Raw genomic sequence first — 14,376 nt, forward strand, 5'->3', positions numbered from 1 at the left:
ATAAGGTACTATTTACCTTGTTTTTTAATAATATCTTCAGCAATGTTTTTTGGTGCTTCATTATAGTGACTAAAAATCATTGTATAATTTCCACGACCTTGTGTAAATGAACGAAGTTCAGTTGCATAACCAAACATTTCTGAAAGAGGAACTTTTGATTTAATTGTTTGTGCATTTCCTCTTTGTTCTGAACCTTCAATTAAACCACGTTTTGATGAAATGTTACCCATTACATCTCCATAGTATTCATCTGGTACAGTTACTTCAACTGACATAATTGGTTCTAAAAGAACTGGATTAACTTTTTTAGCAGCTTCCTTTAGTGCTAATGATGCAGCAATTTTATATGCCATCTCATTTGAATCGACATCATGATATGATCCATCAACTATTGTTGCTTTTACGTCTATCATTGGGAATCCAGCAATTATTCCATTTTGTAAAGCGTTTTCTAGTCCTACTCTTGCAGCATTGATATATTCTTTTGAGATTTTACCCCCAACAATTTTATCAATTCATTCAAATCCTTTATCATGATTTGGTTCAAACTCAATCACAACGTGTCCATATTGTCCACGTCCTCCTGATTGTTTAACATATTTTCCTTCAACTTTTGCTGAGCCCTTAATTGTTTCACGATATGAAACTTGAGGTGCTCCAACATTTGTTTCTACTTTAAATTCTCTTTTTAAACGGTCAACAATAATATCAAGGTGTAGTTCACCCATTCCAGCAATAATTGTTTGTCCAGTTTCTTCATCAGTAAAAGTTCTAAAAGTTGGATCTTCTTCTGATAATTTGTTTAATGATAATCCTAGTTTTTCTTGATCTGCTTTAGTTTTTGGTTCTAATGCTAAATGAATAACTGGTTCTGGGAATACCATTGATTCTAAAATAATTTCATTTTTTTCATCTGTTAATGTATCTCCAGTTGTTGTATCTTTCAATCCAACAGCTGCAGCAATATCTCCAGCATAAACTTCATCGATTTCTTCACGGTTATTTGCATGCATTTTTAATAAACGTCCTACACGCTCTTTTTTATCTTTGGTTGCATTTAATACATAACTACCTTTTGCTAAAACTCCTGAGTAAACTCTGAAGAATGTTAGTTTTCCAACAAATGGATCAGTCATAATTTTAAAAGCTAATGCAGCAAATGGTTGGTCATCTGCAGCTTTTCTTTCAGCTTCTGTTCCATTTGGTAAGATTCCTTTAATTGAAGGAACATCTAATGGTGATGGTAAATAATCAACAACAGCGTCTAATAATAATTTAACACCTTTGTTTTTAAATGCTGACCCAGCTAGTACTGGGAAAAATTCAGCTGATATTACACCTTTACGAATTGCTGATTTTAATTCAGGAATTGTAATTTCTTCTCCATCCAAAAATTTAACCATCAAATCTTCATCATATTCAACAGCCATTTCAACAAGTTGTGCTCTTAATTGAACTGCACTATCTTTTAAATCTGCAGGAATTTCAATTTCCTTAGCAACTTCTTCAGCAGCTCCATCAAAACCTCAAGCTTTCATTTCTACTAAATCAATAATTCCGTTAAATTGATCTTCTGCTCCAATTGGTAATTGAATTGGAGCAGCTTTTGCTCCCAATCTATCTCCAATTGTTTTTACTGAGTATAAAAAATCAGCTCCAGTTTTATCCATTTTATTAACAAAAACAACTCTTGGTACTCTATATGTTGTAGCTTGTCTTCAAACAGTCTCTGTTTGTGGTTCTACACCACTTTGACCGTCTAAAACAGCTACAGCTCCATCAAGAACTCTTAATGATCTTTCAACTTCAACTGTGAAGTCAACGTGACCAGGAGTATCAATGATATTAAATCTATGATCTGCTCAAAATGCTGTTGTAGCTGCAGATGTGATTGTAATACCACGTTCTTGCTCTTGAGCCATTCAGTCCATTTGTGATTCACCTTCGTGAGTTTCACCAATTTTATGAATTCTACCTGTATGGAATAAAATACGTTCTGTAGTTGTAGTCTTACCAGCATCAATGTGAGCCATAATACCAAAGTTACGAGTCATATTTAAACTATATTCTCTTGGCATATTCTTTTCTCCTTATTTTCTATTATCAACGATAATGTGCAAATGCTTTATTAGCTTCAGCCATTTTGTGAGTATCTTCACGTTTTTTAACTGATCCACCAACACCATTTGATGCATCAATAATTTCGTTTGCTAATCTATCAATCATTTCTTTTTCATTTCTTAATCTTGAATAATTAATTAATCATCTTAAAGCTAAAGTAACTTTTCTTTCTGTTGATACTTCAACAGGAACTTGATAGTTTGCTCCCCCAATACGACGAACTTTTAATTCTAAATGAGGTTTAATATTTTCAATAGCTTTATCAAAAACTTCGATTGGAGTAGTTCCAGTCTTTTCTTTTATTTTTTCAAAAGCCTTGTATAAGATGTGTTGAGCTGTTCCTCTTTTACCATCTAACATAATTTTATTAACTGCTCTACTAACTAGTTTTGAGTTATAAATTGGATCTGGTAATACGTCTCTCTTTTCTGCTTGATGTTTACGCATATTATATTCTCCTTTCTTTTTTTATTTATAAAATGTGAATTACACTCCTTTATTTTTTCTCTTTAGGTCTTTTTGTTCCATATAAAGAACGAGATTGCATTCTTCCGTTAACTCCAGTTGTATCTAAAGTACCACGAATAATATGATAACGAACCCCAGGTAAGTCTTTTACCCTTCCCCCACGAATAAGCACAACACTATGTTCTTGTAAGTTGTGTCCTTCTCCTGGAATATAAGCTGTTACCTCCATACCGTTAGTTAATCTAACCCTTGCATACTTACGTAATGCCGAGTTAGGTTTTTTAGGAGTCATAGTTGCAACCCTTGTACAAACACCTCTTTTTTGTGGTGCTGAAACTCTAGTAACTTTTTTTAATAAAGTATTAACTCCTCTGTTTAAAGCAGGAGCTTTAGTTTTTCATGTTTTTGCTTTTCTTGGTTTTCTAACTAATTGATTGATTGTTGCCATTTAAGGTTCCTCCTTTCCACAATACCGAGTGTATTGTAATCACACAAAATATATTATATATTAAAAAAGAGCTAATTATTAATATTTTTAGCTCTTTTTTTGATTTTTTAATAGTTAAAATAAGCCTATATTTGGCATTATATTATCAAATACTGTTTGATTCATCATTCCTTCTTGTAAAGGATAAATTAAAATAAGTTCTAATAAGTAAACCATTAAATAATAGAAATTCATATACTCCATAAATATCTCAATTCTTTTTGTTGATAATTGATCCTCTTCAATTGTAGATAATCTTTTATATGTATTTGTATAATTTTGATTAAATTCTAAAATGTTCTCCATTAGTTTTGAAAAAGCTGACTGGGCATCTAATTCAGAAACTTTTTTTAAAAAATCATCCATGGGTTTAAAAGTATTATTAGTATCTTCTTTTAAATTTAATTCTTTATATTTTTCAAGTAGTTCCTTTGTTTTAACTCCAAAAGTTTGAACTGCAGTTGCAACTATTATATCAATTCCTTTAGAGTCTTTTACAATCTCTTTTTCTAATTTCTCTTTTTCTAAATTAACATCAAGAGAGATTAAAACAATAATAGCATTTTGAAAAATAGACATTAAGTGATTTAAAATAATTAATTTATCTGAATTATTATCTAAAGGTTTCCACTCTCCAAAAGTTTTATCGAATTCTTGACCAAACAGTTCCGCTTCTTCTCTTGTATGAAGCTGACTATTATTCTTTAAAAATTCTTCAATATTTTTAGGAATCTTAAACTCATTAGAGATATTTTGTTTTAAATTTTCATATACAGTATTAACTCTTTTTATAATAATTCTTTCATAATTAATAGGTTTAATTGTTTTCATAAAAATCCTTTTCTATATTTATATATAAGATAATCATACTACATTTGATATTATTAATAATAAGGAGAATACAATAATGGTATGAGGAGAATCAAATTCGAGAGACTTTTTAGATTGAGCTGATTTTTGTAGAAATAATGTTATTAAGCAAAAAGGAATAAATACAACAAGTGGGCCAAATTTTGCAAGTGATAAAAGTTCTGCAAGTTATGACACTGTTAAAAATACACTAATTAACCTTATTCAAAGTAATAGAAGTATTAGTGTACAAGAACTATATAATATTTTACCTAATGATCTTTTAGCAAATCCAACAATTAAAAATGTTCTCTTACAATTATATTTTGAAGATAACTTAAAAATACAAGGACAACAAAAAAATAATGATGATAGAGAGTCAAATTTTATTTTAGTTTTTGTTAAAAAACCCCTTCCAAAAACTGTGGTTAAAACAGAAAAACAACAATCAAATATTGAAGAACTAATTGATAATACTTGACAAGCATCAGGAAGAAAATTAGACTTTGAAAAAATTCAACGTGAGGATAAAAGTAAATTAAATATAAACTTAAAAAGAACAACACCAACACCAATTAGTAAGCCTGCTGAAAAACCAAATATTGATGTTAGGGATTTAATAAAAGAAAAAGAAATGCCAAAAGAAATAGTGAGAGCAGTTCCTAAAAAAGAAATGCCAGAGCCAAAAAACTCAAATATAACATATATCCAAATACCTAAACCAGAACCAAAAATAATAAAAGAGGATGTTATTCCAGCAGTAAAAGTAAACCTTGAATATAGACCAATGCCAAATAAAAAAGAAGTGATTATTGAAGATAAAGTTTTTCATGGTTTATCAACTTTTGATTTATATTACTTGGAGGCATTTTTAGGTGATGCTGCAATAAAGGAAAATGGCAAAAAGAGCCAGATTAAAATAACAAAAGATATTTTAAAAGTTAGAGGAGATATTAAATATGCTGAAGAAAAAAATTCTTCTGCTTTAAAGAATATTTTTGGTTTTATTGGGTGTTTAACAATAGTTGGTATACCATTTGTGATAGCTGCGAACTCTAATAAAATTAGAAAAAAAGCAGGAAAAATATATAAGGAAAATTTAAAAAGTAGAGGCTATGAAAATTTAAAAAATGAATTAAAATCACAACATCCAAAAATTATTGAGTTTTAAAAAAGAGTCCTTATTTAAATAAGGACTCTTTTTACATTTCTTGTTTTTTATAACTACTTTTTAATATTTTTGCTTCACTTTTAATATTTTTCAATTCTCTTTTTTTGATTTTTATAGCTAAGTTTGCTTGTTTCATAGTTTCTTTACATTTTTCAATTTCAGTTTCTTTATTTTCTTTTTGAACTTTAAACGCTGCTAATTTTTCTTTTAGTGCTTCTTTTGTCATTTTTATTTTCTCCTTATAGATATGATCTACTAATAGATATAATCATAGTTTAAAAAAGTCTTATTGTCAAATTACTTAATAATATATAAATAAGCAATAAAACATCAAGTAAAAGTTTTAATACCTTATACTAATAAATACCCTCTATAAAAGATAAAGCAAACATGGCACTCTCAATATCTTGTTTAACTTTATTTGCAAAGCTTTCTAAAATTTTTTCTTTTGAGAAACTCTTTATTCTATGAAATATAGCTACTTCGTTTCTAACATTAGTACTATTAACATATTGATGGCCTATTATAAAGTCATTAAATATTGCAATACCACTTAAGCTTTTTGAATTTTTCATAGTTAGACTATCAATATATTTAGGTCTAAGCAATTTAGGGCCCCTTAAATCTGTATTTGATACATTTATACCAAATCTCTTATTAAATTCTATTGACTCTGTCTGATAACTATCTTTATTTGGTTTTCCACTAAATATAACTATTCCATTGTAACTCTCATCAAATTTTGTATTTTGAACTGTAAGACCTGTAGTAGCAATATAATGATAAATATAAGTAGTTTGTGTACCATTTTTTGTAGGTACTACAATTTTTTCTACAGTCCTAATAATTTGATTAACTTGATAATTTACCAATTTGTCATCAAAAGAAAAAACTAAACAATTTCTTTTGTCATTTCCTTTAAAAAAACTATATCTTGATAATCAGCTTTTTGGACTTCCATTATAGTCTTTTATTGGAGCCCTAATAATTTTTCTTTCTAAATCTATAAATTTTGTTTTTTTAATAAGTGAATTTGAAGTAGATTCTACTACTAAATCAAATGACTTATTATAAATGTCTTTTCATTCTATCTTATTTACATAATTAAAGGCTTCAACTCTTGAGTAACTAGATTTAGTTAAATAAACTATTCCCAAAACGACAAAAGTTATATCTAATGCGATTAAAAATAAAGTCACAAATACCATTGAATTTGCTAAAACTAATGTTAAGCACATAGATATAATTGCAAGTATTCAAGATAAAAGACTTATAATTAAAAATTTCTTTCTCTTACCAATAGCTGAGTCTAATTTTGATTTATCTAAACAACCCTCAATAAAGCTTGTAATATTTTCTACTAAGTAATTATAGTCTTGCATTTTTTATTAAAATCCAATCTTAACGTCAGCTCTATCTTCTTCAGTTATTTCAAAGAAATATTTATTTTTAGCTTTTATTGATGATCCTGCTACATTTGTTGGTCATACTTTAATTGCTTGATTAAAAGTACTTACATTTCCATTGTAAATTCTTCTTGAAGCTGCAATATCTTCTTCAATCTCATTTATTGAATTAGACATAGATTGAAATAATTCTGTTGATTTTAGATTTGGATAATTTTCAACTTGGATCATAATGTTTCTTGAAACTTGGTCAAGAACTCTATTATTTTCCATCATTTCTTTTGCTCCTCCACCCATTCTCATATTAGTAACTTTTTCTAAAGTGCTTTTTTCAAAATCAATGCTTCCTTTAACAGTATCCATTAATTTAATTAAAGTATCTCTTCTTCTTTTTAATTGAACATCTATACCTGATTCTGACTCTAGTACTTTTGTATCCATTTTCTTTAATTTATTTACATTTCCAATATGAATAAATAAAGGAATAATTAATATAAATGTTAAATATCAAAAAAACTTCCCAAAAGCCGAAACTTTTGGTGAAGTATCTGCATCCCTATTTAAATCTTGCTTTTTATTTGGTGCTATCATAATTTTATTGTCCCCTTCTTTTTACACATACGTGTATATTAAAATTTTAGCACTTTAAACTATTCTGATTTAAAGTTTTATATTTTTTATTGAAGAAATTATTTTAGCTTGTTCAGTTTTTGAAATTGGCTCATACTCCATAAAAATTCTATCTTCTCTTGGATTAAGTATGAAGCAATTCTCAACAATTTTTTTGGTAGCATTTTCAAACATTTTTTTATATAGAAATAATTGTGCATTATATTTATCAATAAAATTAGTTCTACTAGTTTTTATATCCATTATGTAATAAGTTTCTTTCGATTTCAAAATTATATCAATAGTTCCAAGATAATTACAATCATAGCCCAAATATAAATAAGTTTTTTCAGAATAAATTTGATCAATATTATATTTATATATAAATGAATTTAGTTCAGTAATTATTCTTTTTGCAATATTTATATGATTTGAATTTTTACAATCTAATATGTTCAAATTTAATTTAAAATCTTTCCTCTCTTTAATGGAATGTGAAATCATATTGTGAACACATATTCCCTGCCTAATTGAATTATCCACTAAATCCTTTTTTATAAATTTATTATGAATGTAAGGAAAGTTTTTTTCTAATATTAGACTGACAAAAGGTAAGTCAATTTTATTATCTTTTCCTATAAAATTTTGCAAGTATAACGGTATTTCAATATCATTTTGAATTATATAATTAAAATTATCATCTCTAAAAATTAAATCTGTTAAATCATATATCATTTTGTTTCTCCTATATATACAATAACAAAAAAATAATGGCTAACCATTACTTTTATTATATTCATATCTTGTTGTTAAAGAATTAATAATATTCCTTGGATTGCTATTGCTTAACTCACTAACAACTTTTGAAATAGATTCCAATTGATTTGAAACACTTCTAAAGTCATAAGAAACCCTATTTTCTTTAATAATTTTAGTTTCTAATCTCTCTAATAAATTTTCAAGTTTGAATATTCTTTCTTCAATAGAACTTATCTTTTTCTTTTCAAACTCTAAAATTTTTGAACTATAACTTGCAGCTAAATTTTGTTGTTCTAATGCTAACTGTTCTCTAATTTTATTAATTTCATAATTATTATCATGATTATCAGATAAGTGTTTTTCATCTTGTTGATTCATAGAGATGTTAAATCTATTAGTTTCATCATCTGAATTTAATTCATGACTTTTATTAACTTCTTTTGTTATTAATTGATTTTTACTAAATAAATTTTCTTGTATATAGTTATCTGGAGTTAACTCATTAGTGTCTTCATTTTTTGTAATTAAATCTTCATTAAAAGTGTTTTGATTTGCATAAACGCTTTCCTCAAAATCAGATTGGTTAATATTTGTTTTTAATATGTTCTCTTCTGCCAACTTATTAGATTCTTTTTCTTCAATATTTTCAAATATAAATGTCTCTTCTGCATCTTCAACTTGATTATCTACTTCCAAACTCATTTTTGGAGGTAAAGTAATGTAAGACTTAGGTGAATTCTCAATATTATTAGAATCACTTTTTACTATTTTTTGGCTTAAATCTGATTGTTTAAAATTAAAATCAGAGTATATGGAATCTATATTAGTATTTGAAGATTCAAATAATTGATTTATATCCATGTTAACAGCTCTAGCTAATTTCTCACTAATTGATGATTGTTCCAAAATATCAGATTTCAAAACATTTCCTTCTAAATTCTCATCTTTATTTAATTCTAAATCATTAAATTCAAAATTAGGAGAATTGTTATCTTCTTTTGATTTTACTGGTAAATTAGTTTCTATAATCTCATCCATAGACATATTAATTGCTTTTGCTGAAGGACCATCAAAATTTTGGTTAAATTCACTAAACTCTAGTTTAGGAAGATCTATCATATCTAAATCTTCTTCTTTTTTAGTTTCAATTTTATCGCTAATAATTTCAGAACTACTTGAAGAATCTTTTGTAGTATCAGAAAATTCTTTAATATCAGAAATAATTATTTGATTATTATTTGAAGATTCTATATCTTCAACAATAATTCCTTCATTACTTTTTGGTTGCTGTAAATTGAAATCTTGATATATTAAATCACTTGTTACATTAGATGGTAAATCTATTTCTTCAAGTTGTTCAACAGACATATTAATGGCATTAGCTTTTTGTCCTTCTATGAAATCTTCATCAAATTCAATTTCATTCAAACTAGCTTCTATTTTTTCATTAATATTATCTTTAAAAATAACTGAAGTTTGTGGATAATTATCATCTACTAGCTTATTTAGATCCAAGTGCATTACTTGATACTCGTCAGGAATTTTTATTTTTTTACCTAGTTTATTCAGTCTGATTACATTAAAATTAAATTTTCCAACAATTTCAGATTTTTTATCTTCTTCAAATGAATAAAAGTTTTCTTCAATTTCAATTCTTTTAATTTCTAATTTTGTTTTGTACTCTTTTCATTTTAAATAGTATTTTTTATTTTTTGTTTCTTTAAAGAAGTTATCTAATTGAGTTTCATTTAAAATAGGCAACGCAGAGTTATCATTTCTTTTGTTTTGTTCGTTTTCTTTTTGGGAAACCTTTTTTTGGTTTCTCAATTCTACGTTGCCAATTAACTTTCCCTCTTTTGTTACCTCTTTTTCAAATTTTCTTTCTTCTCTATAAATTGAAATTAAATTTCTTTCTTCAGCATAATTATTTAAAGCAACTGAGTCAAATAGCACTACTTCTAATAATACAACTGCTGCAAAAATTAACATTGAAGCAATAAAGAATACTAACTGCCCTGTTAATAAAATAACAACTGCACTAGCTAATAAAGTTATTTTAACAAATGGTTTTGAAAGTTTTTGATGTTTTCTTAACCTAACAAGTTCTATAATTGATAAAACAATTAAAACTATTGCTATTGCCATTGACACTACAATTCAAATTAAGATTGGTTTTTCATTAAATTCAGGCTTTCCAATATTTGAAATATCGGCTTTCCCATTTGAACCAAATATTGAACCAAATAATGGCTCTGTGAAAATATTTAAAATTTTTGTAATAATTGCTGGTGGATTTGCTGATGTCAATAATAACATAATTGCAGAAGTAGCAAATACTATTAATGATACAGACGCTACTAGAGTTAATGACCATGCAAATATAATAAATATAGCGAACATATTGTTTTCCTCCTATTTTTTTAATTGATTCCAGTTACCAGGAACTGAAATCTGTTTTGTATTTTTATCTTGATTTACTTTATTGTTAAATGTGTTTTCAATACTAATTGGAGCTCTTCTTAATAAATTTAAATTCTTATCTATTTCTTTATAGGACTCTTGTATTTCAACACCCTCTTTTCTGTAAGAAGGAGCCTGAAATCTTCTTCTTCCTTCAGAAGGAGTAATTGAACTATCAATGACAACTTCTTTGTTTGAAAGAATTGAGGGATTGAATTCAGTATTAACTTTTCTTTTTAGAATTTCATGTTCTTCCAATTTTTTTTGATCTAACATTTCATTTCTTTGTTTTTCAATAAATTCATCAATATTAATTCTTAAAATTGAATCTATTCCCGGGTCATAATCTTCCTCTTGTTGTTGAATAGTTTCACTCTCCATTAAAAAATTTGATTTGTTATATTCCTGATTTTGGATATTAATTTTTTCGAAATCAGAATATTCATTATTATATTGGTTTAATTTAAAATCATTAAAATCCTCGTCTAAATCATTTTTAATTAGACTAAATTCCTGATTAAAATTTATCTCATCTAATATAACATAATCAAAGTTTTCAGCTATTTCATCAATTCTATTAATATCAATAACTTTTGAATCAAGATTCATTCTACAAGATAAACCAGGTATTTTAATTAAAGATTTTGCTATAAACTCATTAATTAATAAAATCTTATTTAGGTCAATTCCATCTGTATTAGTTATTACTATATTCATTTTTTCATTAAAGTTATATGAATCCAATAAGTTAATAAACTCATTAATAAACATTTTTTCTGGATCGTTTGTAATATTTAAGTCGTCTAAAATATCATCTATTTCAGATGTAGTCTTACCTCAATCTGTTGCTGCTAGTAATACAGAAGTTCTTTCTCACAAAATCTTCTTATCTTCTAAACTAATCTTTTCAGGTAAATTATTTATAAATTTTTTTAAAAAGAATAAGCAAGGTGAAGAATATATAACAATTTTTTGCAAATCTATATAAATCAAATTCTCATTATTCATATCATTTAATAATTCAGGATGATTTACCATTAATGTATTTTTTGAAAATAATTCTTTTTTATTTTTCAAAGAAATATATTTATCTTTTGATATTATTTTATTATTTAAATTTTTTGATTCTAGAATTAAATTTTTACTTTTTGTGTTTGATTTTATTAATCCACTATTTTCATTTTCAAAAATCTCATTTAGTTTTAAAACCTTGTGATTGCTTTGATCATTAACTTTTGCAAAATTTTCATTAAAATAATTTTGTTTTGACTGATTATACACTTGAGGCTCTAAATAAGGATTTTCTCTTTTTAAACCCATTTCAGGAGATATCGAATTTGTAAAATGTTTTTCTTCAAAATCTTCAAAATTATTTTCAAAGTACTTATCAGATTCGGCTTTATTATATAAATAATTATTTTCTTGAGATTCTATATTTGTATATTTATTACTATAATTATTTTTTGAAGGATTTATATTATTTTTAAAAGATGGTTCGGGATAATCATTATAATCTATAAAGCCCATTTGAGCTCCTAATCTTGTTAATCGTTCCTGCTCTTTTCTTTCTTCCAAGGCTCTTTTTTCATCGTACTCCCGTTGTTTTTTCATCCTTTCAAATGGATTTAAATACATATTATAACCTCCTAATGCCAAAATTATTATACCATATTTTTTAAAGTTTTTTACCTCTTTTATTGCAATGTAATAGATAGTTTGATATGATATATTACTTTTTTTATTAGTAATTTTGCAAAATTAAAAAGAAGAAGTTAATAAAAGCTGCTAAATATAATTTAAAAACCCCATCTTTTTTTTGTTTATTTATTTTATAAAGTTATTATAACACAAAATACTGCACTTTTATCTCTAGAACTAGTTGATCTAGTAAAGATAAAATCTAAATACTATTTTGAATTTTCTTATATTTTATGAATAGAATTGTATAAATAGTTGATAAAAAACTAAGGCTTATTATTGTTTGTGATATATACTTCAAACCACTCATTCAAGGTTCTGAAATTAAATTATCACTATCAAATGGAAATCCATATGTATTTTTTAAATAATTAAAAGATAGTGCATTTGGATTAACTTTAAAAGTCCCATTGTTTCATAAGTTAGTTATTCTTTGTGATTCATGACTTGAATATGTAATTGCAACTAAAACAGACAATATTTCAATTAGTAAAATAATAAACTGAAAAGTAAACGTTGATTTTGAAGTATTTCAGTCTTTAACATAAGCAGTAATAAAAATAAAAATACTTGCCATTAAAAAGCCAGAAATTATAATAGGTAGAAATTTAATTGCAAAATAGGAATTAGTGATATTTACTTCTTCTATAGAAATACCATTATATGTAACTGACTTATATAAATCTTTAACAATAAAAGTTCAATTAAGCATTGAGTTCATTTTTGTTCCAAAAATAGTCATATTAATTATATATGCTAGTGGAGGAAGAAAAACTAAGGCTGTTGCTATAATCAATCAAAATGAAATATTTTTACTATTATTTAAAGAAAATTTCTTTACTAACTCTTTAAATTTAGAACCACTATTTTCTTTAAAATTACTACGTTTTATTGCTACTTTATTATATTGTTGATTTTTAAATCAAATAGTTAAAAAAAGTATTACTGCTATAATTTTAATAACAGCTAATCACCATGTAGTACTATCAGATGCTCACTTATACTTATTACCAGTACTCTTTATGGACATATTATAAAAAACATCTTGCATTTCTTTTATTGCTTCTGATTCAAAAATTGAGTTATCCTTTTGAGATAAAAAATCAAAAAGATTATAAAATTTTGAATAAGAATACTCAGAAATTGCTTCTAGAACAATTGATAGAACTGCAAACATTGCTATTATCATAATATACAAAGCCTTATAATAATTTGAAAATTGTTGCCTTAAAAATAGCTTTAAAAACCCAATTAATACAAAACCAATAATTAAAAAAGATATTGATACTCACATCAAAGTTTCAATTTCAAATTGACTAACTACTAGATTTTTACCAAAGTTATTTTTAACAACATCTAAATGATTTAAATAATATTTAAGAGAATCATTAATATTGATAATAACAAGAAAAGTTATTGATTGAATAGATAAAATTAAAAAAAGCAATAAAAATTTAAATACTAAATTATTGTTAACTTTAAATTTATCTATTTTAAATTTATCCCTATTATTTTCCATAAATCTCCTTAGAAGTAATTATAAACATTCTTCAATTATTTGAATAATCTTTTTTGAAATCTATATTATATTTTACTATCTTTCCAGAGAAAATATTTTCTAATTCTTCCTTTTGCTCAAAGCCAAACTCACAAAAAATAACTAATTTACTATTTAATTGAAATAGGAAATCTAATTTATTTACTAATATTTTATAAAATTCTAGACCATCTTCTTTTGCAAAAAGAGCTAAATGAGGTTCAAAGTTTTTAACACTATTTTGAATATGTAAATCTGATAATTTAATATATGGAGGATTAATTGTAATAAAATCAGGAATTATCTTAGTCTCCTCAAAAATATTTAGAAAATCAGATATAAAAGTTTTAGCATTTTTATTATGTTTCGCCAAATTTAACTTTGCAACTTTAATAGCTTGTGGTGAAATGTCAGTTAAATGTAAATTAACTTCAGGCTGTAAGTTTTTTAAAGTTATACCTATGCATCCACTTCCACAACATATATCAAATAGATTCTTATTTTGAAGATCATATTTTATAACTTCTTCAACTATACACTCTGTTTCTTGTCTTGGTATCAATACATCTTCATTTACAAAAAAATCATATTTATAAAAATATTTATTGTTTAAGATATAAGAAAGAGGTTTTTTAGTTTCTAAAAATATTTCAGCTATTTTTAAAAATAAATCTAATTCACTTTTTGATAAAGATATATCAGCTAAAAAGTTAAAATCAGATTTATTTGTTACATGAATTATTATTTCTTTAAAGTCATTTGATGTAAATACTAATGGTACATATTTTTGTTTTAGTTTATAAATATTCAT

The 14,376-nt window shown here is 25.5% G+C and carries 13 protein-coding genes; 1 reads left to right on the forward strand and 12 read right to left on the reverse strand.

The window, feature by feature from the left end:
• Positions 1-8 precede the first annotated feature (8 nt).
• The 4 genes from fusA to AAHM99_RS03485 all read right to left on the reverse strand — a co-directional run bounded on the left by fusA (position 9) and on the right by AAHM99_RS03485 (position 3,907).
• Positions 9-2,078: an elongation factor G gene (gene fusA / locus AAHM99_RS03470; protein WP_342275335.1), complete on the reverse strand. Its 2,070-nt coding sequence runs from the start codon at positions 2,076-2,078 to the stop codon at positions 9-11.
• Positions 2,079-2,100: 22 nt separating this feature from the next.
• Entirely contained in the window at positions 2,101-2,568 is a 468-nt protein-coding gene (gene rpsG, locus AAHM99_RS03475; RefSeq protein ID WP_053946608.1) for a 30S ribosomal protein S7, read from the reverse strand.
• Positions 2,569-2,617: 49 nt separating this feature from the next.
• On the reverse strand, positions 2,618-3,037 hold the full coding sequence (gene rpsL, locus AAHM99_RS03480; protein WP_020836733.1) for a 30S ribosomal protein S12: 420 nt from the start codon (positions 3,035-3,037) through the stop codon (positions 2,618-2,620).
• 114 nt (positions 3,038-3,151) lie between these two features.
• Positions 3,152-3,907 carry a hypothetical protein gene (locus AAHM99_RS03485; protein WP_342275336.1) on the reverse strand — a complete coding sequence of 252 codons (756 nt, stop codon included), beginning with the start codon at positions 3,905-3,907 and terminating at the stop codon, positions 3,152-3,154.
• Between the two features lie 76 nt (positions 3,908-3,983).
• On the opposite strand from AAHM99_RS03485, the gene AAHM99_RS03490 reads away from it, so the two are divergent.
• Positions 3,984-5,096, forward strand: coding sequence for a hypothetical protein (locus AAHM99_RS03490; protein WP_342275337.1), 1,113 nt, complete (start codon positions 3,984-3,986; stop codon positions 5,094-5,096).
• A gap of 31 nt (positions 5,097-5,127) precedes the next feature.
• Here AAHM99_RS03490 and AAHM99_RS03495 read toward each other — a convergent pair whose 3' ends face one another.
• The 8 genes from AAHM99_RS03495 to prmC form a co-directional block, all read right to left on the reverse strand.
• On the reverse strand, positions 5,128-5,322 hold the full coding sequence (locus AAHM99_RS03495) for a hypothetical protein (RefSeq protein WP_339030054.1): 195 nt from the start codon (positions 5,320-5,322) through the stop codon (positions 5,128-5,130).
• A 130-nt stretch (positions 5,323-5,452) separates the two neighbouring features.
• Complete coding sequence (locus tag AAHM99_RS03500) at positions 5,453-6,478, reverse strand: hypothetical protein (RefSeq protein WP_342275338.1); 1,026 nt, start codon at positions 6,476-6,478, stop codon at positions 5,453-5,455.
• A 6-nt stretch (positions 6,479-6,484) separates the two neighbouring features.
• Positions 6,485-7,093, reverse strand: coding sequence for a LemA family protein (locus AAHM99_RS03505; RefSeq protein ID WP_339030050.1), 609 nt, complete (start codon positions 7,091-7,093; stop codon positions 6,485-6,487).
• Positions 7,094-7,162: 69 nt separating this feature from the next.
• The gene (locus AAHM99_RS03510) at positions 7,163-7,846 is read right to left on the reverse strand and encodes a hypothetical protein (RefSeq protein ID WP_342275339.1); all 684 of its coding nucleotides are present in this window, start codon (positions 7,844-7,846) and stop codon (positions 7,163-7,165) included.
• A 39-nt stretch (positions 7,847-7,885) separates the two neighbouring features.
• Positions 7,886-10,270: a hypothetical protein gene (locus tag AAHM99_RS03515; protein ID WP_342275340.1), complete on the reverse strand. Its 2,385-nt coding sequence runs from the start codon at positions 10,268-10,270 to the stop codon at positions 7,886-7,888.
• A gap of 12 nt (positions 10,271-10,282) precedes the next feature.
• Positions 10,283-11,965, reverse strand: a complete 1,683-nt coding sequence (locus AAHM99_RS03520) for a hypothetical protein (protein WP_342275341.1) — start codon at positions 11,963-11,965, stop codon at positions 10,283-10,285.
• 265 nt (positions 11,966-12,230) lie between these two features.
• Positions 12,231-13,547 carry a hypothetical protein gene (locus AAHM99_RS03525; protein WP_342275342.1) on the reverse strand — a complete coding sequence of 439 codons (1,317 nt, stop codon included), beginning with the start codon at positions 13,545-13,547 and terminating at the stop codon, positions 12,231-12,233.
• The gene (prmC, locus tag AAHM99_RS03530) at positions 13,537-14,376 is read right to left on the reverse strand and encodes a peptide chain release factor N(5)-glutamine methyltransferase (protein ID WP_342275343.1); all 840 of its coding nucleotides are present in this window, start codon (positions 14,374-14,376) and stop codon (positions 13,537-13,539) included. Before prmC ends, AAHM99_RS03525 begins: the two co-directional genes overlap by 11 nt.

The sequence above is a fragment of the Spiroplasma endosymbiont of Cantharis lateralis genome, assembly GCF_964030855.1.
GTDB lineage: Bacteria > Bacillota_I > Bacilli_A > Mycoplasmatales > Mycoplasmataceae > Spiroplasma_A.